The organism is Bacillus cereus group sp. BfR-BA-01524, assembly GCF_022662595.1.
Classification (GTDB): Bacteria; Bacillota; Bacilli; order Bacillales; family Bacillaceae_G; genus Bacillus_A; species Bacillus_A thuringiensis_S.
In genome coordinates this window covers 20,115-34,460 of sequence record NZ_JAKUDW010000005.1, presented here as the reverse complement: position 1 = coordinate 34,460, position 14,346 = coordinate 20,115, and the positions used below count along the sequence as shown (strand labels likewise).

Genomic DNA, 14,346 nt, shown 5'->3' with positions numbered 1-14,346 from the left:
TTGAAACCAAATTACAATCTCTTTTTCATTACCTTTATCACACTACAATGGAACTCGTCCAAGGATATATAATTAAATATAATCTTAAGTTATCTTAGTCGTAATAAGTTGGCCAGCTTCATTAATAGTAACTTTCCATTTCACTCCACTAGCAGTCTTCATGATTATACCTTTACTTGCCTCTATTTCAATATCTCCAAACATTCTTCCACCAGTTGTCGCTAACCAAGCGCTCCCATTTTCCATAGAAGACCTTGCAAAAATACGATTAATTCGAAAACGCTTATGATCTTGAGAATACCCACTTAATGTAATTCTAACTTTATATAACTGACTCGCCTTCATATTCGATATAATTGTATCGCCAACATTTAATGGAACATCCAACGCAATAACCCAACTTCCAGTTGCACTTAATGCATATTCAATTTTAATTTTCTTTGGACTCTCTCCCCACCCAAAATACATTCCAAAACAATTTAACATTTGTATTGGTTTTTTCGTAAAATCCAGTTCAATTACAACTGGATTACTATCTGGAACGTCAATATAGTTTACACTTTGTTCATCTATTAAATTAAAGCAATTTGTGAGATTCCCCCCGTACGGCACTTTCCCACTTACTTGCTTAACATTATATTTCTGCTGAGCATTTACTAAAATATCATCTTGGTTTCCTATTAAATGAGGTCTATTTAACGTCAACGGTAACTGAATTCGTAGGGATTCTTCATAAGTAGACTTACAAACATTGTATTGTCCTTTATCTACAATAGTTGTCGAAAGCAGATTTGAAAAAAGGTAGTTACGATGAGAATTGGAAGAAAATTCAATAACAATTTGTTCACTACTCATCCGGTACGTATCCCAAATCATACAATCAAATGTATTATACGCACCTGAGCAACGAATTACTTTTTTCGTTTGTTGTCTACATTGCACTTGAATATCATGAAACGTATTTCCTGAACTTTCATTTGGCAAATCACTATTTCCATCGACTTCAATCCCATACCCACACCCATCAATAAAAATAGATTGAAATACATTGGCGTTAATCCAGCAAGGTGTATTGATATCATCTATATACTCTGTTTTCAAATATATTGCAGTTTGAAAGTTTTTAATTTGAATAAATTTAACTTGAAAGAAACTAATATAATCCCATGCCTTTTGACAATAAAAGTGTATAGCTTTTCCCTTATACGATGGAGTTGTATTTATTATATTTATATTTGATATAACAGATTGATTAGGTACTTCGATTTGTTGTGAACCAGAGACATAAATGACAGCAGATTGAAACAATGAATTTATAACTTGAATAGTACCACCAACAATCGAAGCGTTACTTTGTAGCTCAAACGCATTAAAATCCCCATCAATTTGCAGCGTTACGGTAGGATCTAACTCTAATCTTACGTTTGATTTAATAACAATCGGCTTTACAATTTTGTACGTATTTACCCCTGTAATTCTAACCGTCGAAATTCGATTCGCTACACAATAATCAATAGCTTGCTGAATTGCTAATGAGCTATCATTTCCCGAGTTTGGAACTGCGCCAAAACAATCGATGTGAACGCTACCTTCTGGCGCACAATCTTCTTGGGAAGAAATATATTCTGACAAGATAAATTCACTCCTCATATTACCTTTTTCATATAATATGTGAGTTCTCTCTTAAAAGTTTCTATAATAAAAAAAACAAACGACCTACCCGGTCATTTGTTTAATTCATATATATTTTTCGTTTCTTCTATCATTTTAGTTAACGAGAAATACCTCACTGCTTTCTCTCGTGCTTTCAATCTAATATCATTTACCTTTTCTTCATTACCTTGTAGTTCCTCAAGCGCACTTGCGAATTCCAATTCGCAATATTCAGATATCAAAACACCTGATTCTCCATCTATTACCGCTTCATGTATTCCACCAACATCTATTGAAACAATTGGTGTCCCTGTAGCCATCGCTTCAATTACTACCATTGGAAACACTTCACGAAAAGATAATAAAAGTAAGGCATCCATATTCCCTATAAACTCATGTGGTTCTGAAATATTCCCTAACATCTTTACACTCTGTTGCAACCCATATTTTTCTATTTCTTTCATAATCGATTCTTTCTCTGGTCCATCACCAGCAATATAAAACAAAAAGTCATCTCTTTTTTTCAACACATTTGCAATCTTTATAAATAGTTGATGATTTTTCTCTTTAGATAATCTAGCTAATATCCCTATTTTATATGTAGATTCTTTCTTTTTCTGCTGGAATAAAAACTTTTCGATATCGACACCATTATAAATTGTATTTATTTTTTCTTCTGCTACATGAATTGAAATTAAATTATTCTTTTCAAACTCACTTACTGTAATAATATTGTTCACATATTTATTCATGAAATAACGAAAAAGAGTTGGCATTTTCTTTTCTAATATCGTTACATTATGTTTCGTATAAACAATCTTTATCTTTTTTTTAATAAACTTTTGAAGTAGAAAAGCATATAATACCATTCGCAAACTATTTGCATGAATAAGTTCTATCTTTCGTTTACAAATTTCGTTTCGTAAATAATAAATATTTCTCAAATGATTCCATCGACTAATTAATATAAAATTTTCTTTTCTAGTAAGAGATTCATATAGTTCTCCATCACCTGCAGCTGTATAAATCTTAAAATCATCATAACGCAAATTACTTTCCAATTTACAGAAATAGCTCTCGGCTCCGCCAGTTATCAATTTATCTGTCATCAACAGTATATTCATAATTGCGTCTTCCCAACTACATTAATTTTATTTTTTTTATAAGCATGATAAGCATACTTACTAAAATAGTAAAAAATTTGCACCGAATTCAATCGTTCTTGTTCCCTTAACAATTTCCAATACCGGAAAGCTGCTCTAATTTTATTTCTAGAAACAGAATTTGTAACAATTCTATATTTTGCTAACACTTGCTGTATCCCTTTTGCTTCATACCCTTCATGTAATAAGTTCAACCATAACGCTGTATCTTCCGGCTGTATACTAGGCATTTCGACATATGGAATTTTTTCAAGATCAATCATCACTGTTAAACAACCGATAATTGTATTTCCTACTAAATAATGATAGTCAACAGATTTTGGTGCACTCACTTCGCGATTTAATTCATTACCATTTTCATCAATTAAACTATACGACGCATATGAAAAAGCAATATTCATTTCTTCCATAAATAACAATTGTGTCTTCAATTTATGTGGCAACCATATATCATCACTATCTAAAAAGGCAATGTACCTTCCTCTTGCCTCTTTGATCGCTAAATTCCGAGCTTTAGCAGCACCGACATTTTCTTTTAATGATAATAACCTAATTCGTGAGTCTCCTTCTATTATCTCTTTAATTTTTGCGGCAGATTGGTCGGTTGAACAGTCATCAACGATAATCATTTCCCAGTTTTCATACGATTGATTCTGTACAGATGAAATTGTCTCACCTATAAATCGTATACTATTATAAGAAGGTGTTATTACAGAAACATAAGGCGGCTCGTTATGTGCTGATAGACATTTTACCATCTATCTTTCCCCTTCCTTCATATATTGAAATATACTTCACAACAACTGCTAAAAATAAAAAGAACGCTTCGTTAATAATGAGTGACAATGACATCATCTGAAATAAAAATGCAATCATAGTCAATAGAAGATATGGTTTTTCACGAAACAAAGTATGCTGCGCTAACTTGAACATTAATATGAATAAAAACGCGCTATATAGAAGAAAACCAATTGTACCCGATTCAGACAAAATTTCTAAAAATGTATTGTGTACATATAATTTTTCATTAAATTGATACTCATAATAATTCGAAAAGTTAAAAGCACCAATTCCAATATATGGATTGGATAAATAATATTTAAAAGCAGCTTCCCATAATGTAAATCTACCACTTCCATTATCATGGGAAAAATCAGAAATTCGTTTATTTAATATGTCATCTAATTGGCCCCCCATTACACTGTTCGATAAACTAAAAATAACTACACTAAACAATACTAAACTCATAATTATTTTTATTTTTTTGGCGAAACTAGACATACATATATATACAAAAACGACAAGCACAAGCGCTAATATACCACCCCTTGAAAAGGTTAATAGACTCGTCGTAACACATAAAATTAACCCTAGGATGTTAGTGATATTTTGTAAATTCGTTATATAGTACATAAAAAATATTGTATTATAGAAAATAAAAATGTTAGGATCATCTAGCAATCCAATTAACCGTGGATATCCTCTATCCACTAATAACCCAGCAAAAATTTCTCTCTCTTCTCCACCGTATAAACTAAAGTATTGTAAACCGATTATATAGAGTATTAGACTTACAACATTAAATACTACTCCTACATAAGCAATAGATGATTCAAGTACCACTATTTCAGTATTCCCCAATAAATTCCTCATTATAAAATAGCATCCTAAAACGAGTAGCACGCCAAAAATCATACGAATACTAGCATTTAAATACATAGAAAGAATTCCACTTAAACAATAAATGAAATAAAACAGTAAAAATACAACTTCATGAAAATATAACTTTTGAATATGAAAGTTTTTAATTGTTAAACAAAAATATATGACTAAAAAAATCATATATATCTTCAATGAAAATCCAATATATAAATTGTATTTACTTAACATAACAAATAATATTAGAAGTATAATCCATCCCATCGATACTTTCATATTATTTTCCATAGGCTATATCCCCTGTTTCGTAATATAATCCTTTTTGCGTATTTTTCTTATAAAAGAAAGAAGAAGTTTTTTCAGCTCATAATCATATAGGAATATGGCAGCTACTACGATTAGTATATTAAGAACAAGCGCAATTAAATGATATGTATGCAATATATATTGCACTCCAATAAAGGTTACACCAAAATAAATTGTATACGGTATTACAATTTGGAATACAATTTTTTTCTTCACTACACTTACCGCTATGTATCCCACTAAAGCGACGATTTCAAATAAAACCATAGCATATGCCGCTCCTATCACTCCACCAATACTACTAAAGCTATAAAGCATAACCCCACCTATCACCAATGCTACACACTGCACAACAGTCCTCTTATTTTGACATCCACTCGTCGTTAAACCGTCAGCAATAGCAATATTTAAACTTTGTAGCACAATAAGAAATGATAATATTTGGAGTGGTTCTACTGCATTGCGCCATTCTTCATGAAAAAATATAGAAATAAAGTATGGTGCTAAATGATATAAACCGATCGTCATACATATTCCTACAATCGCCATTGATTTAATTTGAAGCAAATTTAATTTCGTATGCTCTTCTATATTATTCTGGTTATAATGCTTAAAGAGCACTGGAAAAAATGCACCTGCAATTACCCCTGGTACTTGATATAAAGCTGCCGGCATCCGGTACGCCACTGCAAAAACACCTACCATACTTAATGGTAATGTATAGTTCAGCAAGATAGGCGCTAATTGTGGCGTACTCATTATTAAAAAACCGCTAATAATAAAGGGAGTTAATTGCCAAAATAACGCTTTATGAATTGCGACTTTCATATTCATTTTCGTCTTTCTTCTCATGGTATATATACTGAATAAACCACCAATCATATACCCAAAAGCATATAAGCGAGCCGTTACATACACCGGTAACTCTCCGAAAATACAAAAACATGTAATTATAATGACAACTGATGCTGATACAACTTTTATGAGCGCTATATACTTCATACGTTCCGTCAGTTGAAAATAGACAATCCCTATGTTTTGCCAAGTTAATCCTATTAACATGAAAAACATTACGTTTATCATCATATAAATTAAATTTTTATCCGCATACATATAATGAATAGCAATATAACCGATGATAGAAATAAAAATAAGTAAAATCATCCTTATTTTTATATACGATGATAAAATCTTCTCTAAATCTGCCCCATCCTTTGCCCCTTCTCGAAGAAACGTATTACTAAGTCCTAAGTCTGTAAAAAATAACATAACAAACGTCACTGCTATGGCAACACTAAACATCCCATAATGTTGTGCGTTAAAAAAGTTTGCTAAAATAATTAAACTGACAGCCTGAAGAAGGTTAGCTAAAATCGTACTATAAAATAGATGGATAATATTATTTAGAATAGATCTACCCATACCAGTTCTCCTTTGCAAGTAACCTACTTACATATGTTGTTTGTTTGCATATAAATTTATCTTGCACCATTACCGTTCAATACAATTAAAACGGTCTTACATAAAATACGGATGTCCATCCGAATCGTTTTCATTTCAATATACTCCATATCCAGCCTCAACTTTTCCTTTGGATCAAGATTATATCCTCCATTTATTTGTGCCCATCCTGTTAATCCTGGTTTTACCATTAAACGATCCTTAAATTCTGGAATATACGTATCAAATTCATTATAAAAAAACTCTCTTTCTGGTCTAGGGCCTACAAAAGACATATCTCCTCTTAAAATATTTAAAAGTTGCGGTAATTCATCAATTCTCGTTTTCCTTATAAACAATCCAACTTTTGTAATTCTTGGATCATGTTCTTTTGCCCATTGTGGGCCATTTATCTCAGCATCCTTTACCATCGACCTTAATTTAAATACATTAAACTTCTTCCCGTTTATACCTAAACGTTCTTGAAAGTAAATTGGAGCCCCTGATGTTTCTAAAGTAATCATAATACAAAAGAACAACATAATTGGTATCGTTAATAGTAACAATATGAGTGAAAATATAATATCAAACAAGCGTTTTACACTTCGATTCAATATGCTAGGCTTCTCTTGAGCCGGAATCGTATACAACTTGGCTTGATTTGTTTCACGAATCATGGATCGTTACCCCCACATTCAAGAATATAAAATTATACCTATTAATTCACATTCTTTCCTATTTATATCAGCTATTACTTTTTGCACTGTACGTAGTGAATCTTTTCGCTTTTTAACTGCTAAGACCACTCCATCGCATTTCCCTGCAATAATGTGCGTAGCAGGAAGCTCAAATACTTCAGAAGAATAAAAGAAAATGTAATCAAAATCTTCTTTCCACTTAGCAATCGCATTATCAAATTCATCCATAGCAACTAAGGGCGTCCCTGTGTGTACTGTTTTTTTTGCAGGAATACAATATAAGTATTTAGACAAATTACTAGAAAAAGATTCATAATTACAGGGGGAAGAGCTTATGATATCATTTACTGTTATCATGTGATCACTTTGTAATAATACATGTAGTTTAGGGTCAGAAAAATTCACATCAATAAGTAATACCTTTTTCTTCATTTCCGCAAACACTAGACCCATATTTACTATAAGCGAGGCAACAACCCCTCTGTCCTTCGTTGAACTAACTGTGAACAGTTGTTTTCCAGATTTTTTCAACTCGTGATACACCGTATAAAACTGCTCTTTCATCAGATCATCATGCAGATCGAATGGCAGCTGTTTCTTTGTCCTAAACATCGACATGTTCACCTCGATATATAGATGATTGTTTATCAAACTCTGTAGGTTTCTTTTTTCTATTCGGTTTCATATTTATGTGACCAATAACAGAGACTGTTGTTATTTTCTCTAAATCCTGTTCCACGTATATACGTTCATCAAAATAATCTCGAAATACAGCTAAACCTATCCCAACAAAAAAACTAACAATTAAAGAAATAGGAATAATCAGTTGAAATTTCGGAAACAATTTTTCAGCCTGTTCCTGTAACTCAGGATCAGTCAATACTTTCACTCCTTGTACATTTGTGTACTGTTGAAAGCTTTTTTGTGATTGCTCTGCCAATGTCTTTACAATGTCTTTCACGACTTTCGGATTGGAATCTTTTACTGTAACAGTTACAATTTGTGAGTTGTCCGTATTCACCACCGAGATTTTTTGTGCTAATTCATAACTCGATTGCTCTAATTTCAAAGTTTTTTTGACTGTTGAAATAATTAATGGGCTTTTTAAAATATCGACATACGATGTTACTAGTTGCTTATTTTCTTGTGTTTTATTTGTTGAATTTTCCTTATTAAACTCATCTAAATTCCCAACAAGAATTTGCGTTGAATATTGATATGACGGCTTTAAAACATACATAGAGATAAGAACTAAAGAAGCGGTTAAACAACACATCGTTAAAATAATCGTTACGAATCTTCTTTTCAATAATTGTTGAAAATCTTTTATACTCATTTCTTGCTTCAATTATTTCACCGCCCTTTTCTGAATAACATCCTGCAAGTCACTCTTTACAGATAACCCTTTCTCCTTTCTATCCACTTTTTTTGTTACATACTTTCCGACTCTGAATGCAAATTTTTCTACATATATATACGAAAGCATTGCAAATATAAACGAAAAAATAAGCGAGAAAATTAAAATAATAGGCAACGGTAATATTTCATGGAGCATGTATACAAGGGAAAATAACGATATAATATGATATAAATAAAGACTGTAAGAAATCTTCCCCAAATATAACAAGTATTTATTACGTAGCAAGGACGACAAAGTTGATATTGACAAGCTTAATATAACAAATAGACATGCACTTATCGCCACTACGTAGTCTCGAAATATAAAATTATTGAGCACTTTAATTTCTCCAATAAGTCCTTCATACATAAAAAGTAAAATCGCAAATAAAAACCATGCAATTTTCGTGTTTTTAGTACAATTACTATAAAAAACTATTAAATTATTTTTATACTTCGCAACTAGTGCTCCTAGTAAAAACAGCACCGTGTAATGCAACGTTAACGCATAGCTCGTTAACGTTAAGCCCGAGCGAAACAAAAATAATATTACGATAGAACATATACTAAAACTAAACAATAATAGTAATGAACGCCTTAACGTTTTTCGTAAACAAATCATCAAAATTAACGGAAAAATTATTGATATTCGCATTTCATGGACAAGTGACCAAATCACACCGTTATATGCATCTGTATTATATTTCCCAACCAATAAAATATGTTGCGCTATTAAGCTTGGAGAACTTTCAATCGTCCATGAGCGATTAAACCATTCACTTAAATAAGAAATACCATATTCACTAATTGTAGCCTGGCATATAATAGCTATAATTATTGCCACAATATAGGGAATATATATTCTGCATATACGTTTTAAAAGGTATGACCCATAGCTACTATAGGTTTTTTGAATGGATTCATACAAAACAAATCCGCTCAAAACAAAAAAGATAATAACAGATTCGTTACCACTACTAAAAATAAGACGAGCAGGCGTTTCTTTTAATAGATACACAACAAATGGTTTATTATCTTCATAACTGTAATTTTGAAATGCTGAAAAAATCATTAAATGATGACCGATCATTACTATTAATGAAGAAATCCCTCTTATAGAATCCAATTCTTCGTATCTCTTCATCTTTTTACATCAACTCCTAATGAAATGATAATAATCATTTCAAAGCGACATCTTTATTCATATTCCTCTCCTTTCTTTTCATTCCAATTTTTCATATTAAAATGATTTTATAGTATAAATTTGAGTGTATTGTAACATTTTTTGTAATATTATGAATAGCGAATCTCAAAAATTGGTATATACCAATTTCAACCTCGAAAAATGAGTAATATTGATAGAAAAACACTATAAAAATATCTTGCATATTTACATAAATTAAAGAGATGAATAGCGTTTTTTCAATATAAAATAAAAAAGATAGCCTGCATAGGCTATCTTTTTTATTTTATTTAATTACTGGCACCACTATATGCTACATGTCGTTTCTCAATTCTCTCTTCAATTTCTTTCATATTTTCTTTATTATTTAATAGTGATTGTTTATTTTCAATTAATAATTGTTTAAAAGATTTTCTCACTTTTTTTCTCATTTTCATTGTCCTCCTTGGGGGATGGTTTATATAAAAGATAAAGAATTATCTGTGTGTCCTTATAATAATTGATTGTTGTGAATTCTATTTGAACTTCATATGAAAATTCCGTTTATTTTCTGACAACTTTGTGAACACGAAATAAAGACTCTCTAAAACTATGTTGAAATTAATTCACTTCATTATAAAAGTTACTATTCCCCTCAACTTTTATCATTATATCTTGTCGAAACATTTATATATTTAAAATTGAGTTCGACATAATTTTATTTACTATAATACTGTTTACAAAAACAAAAAGAAGGAGTCACCAAGTCAAATTTCGACTTATGCAACATCCCTCTTTCCAAACTATTTATAGCATATTTATTAATATTTCAGGTCTTCCCCAATTCATTTCTTCACAAACAAATCTAAGTTTTTCTTCATCCATTGTGTGTAATCCCTCTTCTAGTGAACATGAAATTGGAACTTCACAGTGAATTTGTGCTAATTGCAACGAAATATTTAAGTTCTCTAAATCACTTTCAATCTTCGTACGCTGCGCTTTTGTTAATAATTCTACATTTTCTAGTACAGCGGATACTGTTCCGTGCTCTTGAATAAGCTTATACGCTGTTTTTTCACCGATACCTTTTACACCTGGATAATTATCACTTGTATCTCCCATGAAAGCTTTTGCATGGACGATTTGCCACGGCTCTACACCTTTTTCTTCCATGATTTTCTCCGGTGTGTAATATTCGTAATTTCCAATTCCTTTACGCAGAAGCATAACTGTAACGTTCTTATCAACAAGTTGAAGTAAATCTGTATCACCAGTTAAAATATAAACTTCAGCTTCATTGCAATATTGTTTTGCAAGCGTACCGATACAATCATCGGCTTCGTAGCCTTTCATACCGATAACTGGAATGGATAATTTCGCAGTCATTTCTTGCACTAAATCAAATTGAGGAATTAATTCTTCTGGTGGCGCTGCACGATTTGCTTTATAATTCGAGAACGATTCTGTTCTAAATGTCGTACTTCCCATATCCCAGCATGTAACGATATGTGTTGGTTCGATCGCTTGCGTAGCTGTTAACAAGTGTTTCATATAACCATGAATCCCGTTCGTAGGGGTTCCATCTTGTCGTTTCATAAATTGTCCGTAGACACTTGTTGCGTAAAAAGCACGAAATAATAGTGCCATACCATCAACTAATAATACTTTTTTCATAATTCCTCTCCTATTAAAAAAATAATAACCTCACGTTATCACGTAAGGTTATATAAATAGATTACCATTCTACGTTTTTGCTCAACTTTGTCTATTATACATGGTTTTTGTATATTTAGCACCATTAACACATTAAGACATCCTACTACAACAAGTATGCAATATGCCTGAATACGTATTTTTCCCAGTAGAAACAACGACAGCCTTTGCATTTCCACTAACAATATGCGAACCTTTAAAACATACATTTTCAAGCTCAAGTGGATTATAATCTTTCATCCGTTTTAATGGAATAAATCGTTTACGTTCAAGGTGATAGCAGCTTTCAAACTTCTCTATACTCGCTTCGTTTCCCGTTAACACAGACTCATTCACTAATAAATCATCTGCATAAATAATACGTACATCAGCTGGCACAGCATCTCCAGCCGAAAGAAAAATCATATCTCCAGGTACAAGTTCTTGCACTGGTATCTCCATCATTTTCAGTTCACTATTTAGCCCTATACTACTAGAACATTCTACTCTAGATACAGTAATCGTTTCACGTTGTAATTCATCACACACACGTTGTTTTGAAAAACCTGGAATCATGCCACCAAGCTTCATCATTACTTCTGCAAGAATTGCTCTTTTTGAAGTTAGTTCGTTTCGGCCATATACTTGAATACGTTTTTGCGCCTCTTTCATTGATAGTCCGTCTCTTGTTGTTTTAAAATATGCAAATACAGATTTTACATCTCTTGTTGCAATTTCAATTAATAAATCTTTATTTTTTTGGAGCATTGTTTGTTCTTTTATTGATTTTTTATTTAGTTTATATGACGTGTTACCCACAGTTTTGTTTGCATATAACATATTATCGTCTCCTCCTTTACAACATAGGAAGAAACGCTTTGTTTCTCAATTTATCCACTTTACTGTGAAAGTGTCTAGCGCTTTATAAACGCTACATTGTGATAAATATAGAGGGAGGAACAAATCGTTTCCTGCCTACATCATATATTTTTGATTTGAAGTATATGGGTAACGGAACCGAGTCAGAATTTGACATGCTCCTCACCTCCTCGTTTAATTTTATATTTTATACTATGATATTACTCATAGCTTGGTAACAAAAAAGACCCCTACCCTTAAGAGAGTAGTGGCCATTACATACACAAATAAACGATTTCTAATATAATTAGAAATCTACGGACCTCTCCCTCGCCGAGTTTTAGCACTGTATAGCATAGGTACATTACCAGCTACGTTAAGAAAAACCTTAATTCGATCATTCCTGTTGACCCATTGGCGTCTCTCGACATTTTTGGGCAGTAGCATTTCTCTATACAGGAGCCTCACCTAACAGAGACTTATTTTCATTACATTGAAAATGTTACTCTTATTTAAATTAGATGTCAACAGTAGCCTACAATTTTTTCAAAAGGTATGGCAAACTAACGTATATAAAGTGAAACTTTAATCAGTGGGGGTTTTGTTCATCCCCCACTGATTATTAGCCCTCACCAATCGGGCTGCCCGGCAAATAACGGGATAAAATAAAAAACTTTACGTTTAAACGTAAAGTTTTTAATAAGTTATACAACCAGCGATTACAATCCCAATTGAAAGCGATAAAAACATAAGAAAAAGACCGACTGCTTGATTATCTTCTTCGAGACTTTTGTTTATATTAAAGCGTGGTGTAAGCCACTCAGCTAAATAAAAGACGATAATTTGAGCCAAAATCCCAACTGCTCCCCACGAAATCATATCAAGAAGTGAAATTGAATTAGCTGCTGTCGAATATAAAACAATAGCTAACCCAAGTAATCGTCCTCCAAGCACATAGCTTACCGCCTTATTCCCTTGAGCCATTAACTTAAATTCCTTAACTTTCGTTGTCACTTCCATCAAGAACAGACCAATACATAAAAGGCCGAGTGTTACTGCTAGATATAATAAAAAATTAATCATTTTTTCCCCCTCCTTTTTATACCTACCGGTAAATAGTACGATTCATTTCCTGTAATCTTTTCTCCCGCGCGAATACCGATACTACTCGCTTTTCCAGCAATTAAAAACGAGCCAAACACATACGACAGTTTCTCCATCCCTTTTTCTGTTTCCAAGGATACGACTGGAAGTTCTATATACTTTTGAAATATCGGCAGTGACGCTTTATACGTTTGGTGTGCATTTTGAAGCATAATATTTTCGTCTTTATCGCGAATCGTAATTGTATCTCCTTCTCTCCCAAATGAAGGTTTTTGAACGAAAGAACCTTTGCCTAAAAATAAATCTGGTTCTAAATATGTAGGTAACATATATTCTTTAATCCACTGTTGTTCCTCATTTGTATAAAAGGCCTCTTCTTCTGCTAACCCCCAAATAAGACACTGAATTGATTTTGGCTGAAGTAAAAATGCTGACAAAGGATTTATTATAAAAAGCTTTCCGGCTTTTACAAGTTGTAACAGTTCCACACCTACCAAATCTCCTGTTTCAGGATCTTGATCCTCAATTAAATCTTCTATCGGATATGTTTGGCGATATAAAACATCAATCCTCGCCCCATCTTTATCGACTAGAGCATCTTTCGTAATTCTAAGTTCTGACATTGGCACTACTTTATTTTCAACATGGCATAACTGACTCAAATACTTAGTCGTATTCCAATCCTCAATATGTTCATGATGTGCTGTAAAAACAACATTTGGATTGTCTAATCCCTTTGTCGCTTCCATTACGGCTTTCGTAACACCAGAAGATAGTAATCGTTCTTGATCCGAGTTTGGATCATCATATCCTAGGTTTTCACAAACTTTTCCATTCATTTGAAAGCATTCCATAATAAAAGTTGGTGTATCACTATTAAACTCAAGCATTTTAATTTGGTTATCGTCCGTTATAACGAAATCAAATCGTGAAATAACAGATTCAGGATATAATTCTTTCATTCTAATGAATGATAAGCTCGCAGGAGGAAAACCAAGCTCAAGAAGCTGTTCGTCACTTAAATTACGTAAAAGTCTAGCAGTCTTAAAAAATATTTTCCCCATTCGTTCCGTAGCTAATTGCAATTGTTCCAAAGTCTGATTTGTTATAGAAAAAACATGAAACAAACTATACTCACATTCATATAAATCCGACCAAAAATTCGGATGTTTCAAATAAAACTCTTTTCGATTTCTTATGTATTGCGACATAT

At 32.2% G+C, this 14,346-nt stretch carries 14 protein-coding genes and 1 riboswitch; all 14 genes read right to left on the bottom strand.

Annotated elements, in window-relative coordinates; genetic code table 11:
- Positions 1-84 precede the first annotated feature (84 nt).
- The 14 genes from MR170_RS02785 to MR170_RS02720 all read right to left on the bottom strand — a co-directional run bounded on the left by MR170_RS02785 (position 85) and on the right by MR170_RS02720 (position 14,344).
- On the bottom strand, positions 85-1,632 hold the full coding sequence (locus MR170_RS02785; protein ID WP_140163666.1) for a glycoside hydrolase family protein: 1,548 nt from the start codon (positions 1,630-1,632) through the stop codon (positions 85-87).
- A gap of 92 nt (positions 1,633-1,724) precedes the next feature.
- Entirely contained in the window at positions 1,725-2,777 is a 1,053-nt protein-coding gene (locus MR170_RS02780) for a glycosyltransferase family 4 protein (protein WP_242307126.1), read from the bottom strand.
- Positions 2,774-3,574, bottom strand: a complete 801-nt coding sequence (locus MR170_RS02775) for a glycosyltransferase family 2 protein (protein ID WP_242307125.1) — start codon at positions 3,572-3,574, stop codon at positions 2,774-2,776. The genes MR170_RS02780 and MR170_RS02775 overlap by 4 nt, the downstream gene beginning before the upstream one ends.
- Positions 3,549-4,763, bottom strand: a complete 1,215-nt coding sequence (locus tag MR170_RS02770; protein ID WP_242307120.1) for an O-antigen ligase family protein — start codon at positions 4,761-4,763, stop codon at positions 3,549-3,551. The genes MR170_RS02775 and MR170_RS02770 overlap by 26 nt, the downstream gene beginning before the upstream one ends.
- A gap of 3 nt (positions 4,764-4,766) precedes the next feature.
- On the bottom strand, positions 4,767-6,203 hold the full coding sequence (locus MR170_RS02765; protein ID WP_242307118.1) for an oligosaccharide flippase family protein: 1,437 nt from the start codon (positions 6,201-6,203) through the stop codon (positions 4,767-4,769).
- Positions 6,204-6,259: 56 nt separating this feature from the next.
- Positions 6,260-6,898, bottom strand: coding sequence for a sugar transferase (locus tag MR170_RS02760; RefSeq protein ID WP_016082220.1), 639 nt, complete (start codon positions 6,896-6,898; stop codon positions 6,260-6,262).
- An 18-nt stretch (positions 6,899-6,916) separates the two neighbouring features.
- Positions 6,917-7,537 carry a CpsD/CapB family tyrosine-protein kinase gene (locus MR170_RS02755; RefSeq protein ID WP_016082221.1) on the bottom strand — a complete coding sequence of 207 codons (621 nt, stop codon included), beginning with the start codon at positions 7,535-7,537 and terminating at the stop codon, positions 6,917-6,919.
- Positions 7,524-8,267: a YveK family protein gene (locus MR170_RS02750; protein ID WP_016082222.1), complete on the bottom strand. Its 744-nt coding sequence runs from the start codon at positions 8,265-8,267 to the stop codon at positions 7,524-7,526. The genes MR170_RS02755 and MR170_RS02750 overlap by 14 nt, the downstream gene beginning before the upstream one ends.
- Positions 8,268-9,461, bottom strand: coding sequence for an acyltransferase family protein (locus MR170_RS02745; protein ID WP_242307110.1), 1,194 nt, complete (start codon positions 9,459-9,461; stop codon positions 8,268-8,270).
- A 329-nt stretch (positions 9,462-9,790) separates the two neighbouring features.
- On the bottom strand, positions 9,791-9,931 hold the full coding sequence (locus MR170_RS02740) for an FbpB family small basic protein (protein ID WP_001228048.1): 141 nt from the start codon (positions 9,929-9,931) through the stop codon (positions 9,791-9,793).
- Positions 9,932-10,286: 355 nt separating this feature from the next.
- On the bottom strand, positions 10,287-11,153 hold the full coding sequence (locus tag MR170_RS02735) for a 5'-3' exonuclease (RefSeq protein WP_242307109.1): 867 nt from the start codon (positions 11,151-11,153) through the stop codon (positions 10,287-10,289).
- Positions 11,154-11,285: 132 nt separating this feature from the next.
- Positions 11,286-12,011 (bottom strand): P-type ATPase actuator domain-containing protein, encoded by a 726-nt coding sequence (locus MR170_RS02730; protein ID WP_242307107.1) that lies wholly within the window; start codon positions 12,009-12,011, stop codon positions 11,286-11,288.
- Between the two features lie 335 nt (positions 12,012-12,346).
- A riboswitch (M-box (ykoK) riboswitch) is annotated at positions 12,347-12,512 on the bottom strand.
- 213 nt (positions 12,513-12,725) lie between these two features.
- Complete coding sequence (locus tag MR170_RS02725) at positions 12,726-13,112, bottom strand: DUF350 domain-containing protein (protein WP_000606857.1); 387 nt, start codon at positions 13,110-13,112, stop codon at positions 12,726-12,728.
- On the bottom strand, positions 13,109-14,344 hold the full coding sequence (locus MR170_RS02720) for a glutathionylspermidine synthase family protein (RefSeq protein ID WP_242307105.1): 1,236 nt from the start codon (positions 14,342-14,344) through the stop codon (positions 13,109-13,111). Before MR170_RS02720 ends, MR170_RS02725 begins: the two co-directional genes overlap by 4 nt.
- Between the last annotated feature and the right edge of the window lie 2 nt (positions 14,345-14,346).

What these genes read in the sequence shown, in the direction of transcription:
- MR170_RS02760 (WP_016082220.1), bottom strand. Translation starts at nt 6,898, where the DNA reads ATGATTCGTGAAACAAATCAAGCCAAGTTGTATACGATTCCGGCTCAA.
- MR170_RS02765 (WP_242307118.1), bottom strand. Translation starts at nt 6,203, where the DNA reads ATGGGTAGATCTATTCTAAATAATATTATCCATCTATTTTATAGTACG.
- MR170_RS02735 (WP_242307109.1), bottom strand. Translation starts at nt 11,153, where the DNA reads ATGAAAAAAGTATTATTAGTTGATGGTATGGCACTATTATTTCGTGCT.
- MR170_RS02745 (WP_242307110.1), bottom strand. Translation starts at nt 9,461, where the DNA reads ATGAAGAGATACGAAGAATTGGATTCTATAAGAGGGATTTCTTCATTA.
- MR170_RS02730 (WP_242307107.1), bottom strand. Translation starts at nt 12,011, where the DNA reads ATGTTATATGCAAACAAAACTGTGGGTAACACGTCATATAAACTAAAT.
- MR170_RS02775 (WP_242307125.1), bottom strand. Translation starts at nt 3,574, where the DNA reads ATGGTAAAATGTCTATCAGCACATAACGAGCCGCCTTATGTTTCTGTA.
- MR170_RS02755 (WP_016082221.1), bottom strand. Translation starts at nt 7,537, where the DNA reads ATGTCGATGTTTAGGACAAAGAAACAGCTGCCATTCGATCTGCATGAT.
- MR170_RS02780 (WP_242307126.1), bottom strand. Translation starts at nt 2,777, where the DNA reads ATGAATATACTGTTGATGACAGATAAATTGATAACTGGCGGAGCCGAG.
- MR170_RS02770 (WP_242307120.1), bottom strand. Translation starts at nt 4,763, where the DNA reads ATGGAAAATAATATGAAAGTATCGATGGGATGGATTATACTTCTAATA.
- MR170_RS02740 (WP_001228048.1), bottom strand. Translation starts at nt 9,931, where the DNA reads ATGAGAAAAAAAGTGAGAAAATCTTTTAAACAATTATTAATTGAAAAT.
- MR170_RS02720 (WP_242307105.1), bottom strand. Translation starts at nt 14,344, where the DNA reads ATGTCGCAATACATAAGAAATCGAAAAGAGTTTTATTTGAAACATCCG.
- MR170_RS02725 (WP_000606857.1), bottom strand. Translation starts at nt 13,112, where the DNA reads ATGATTAATTTTTTATTATATCTAGCAGTAACACTCGGCCTTTTATGT.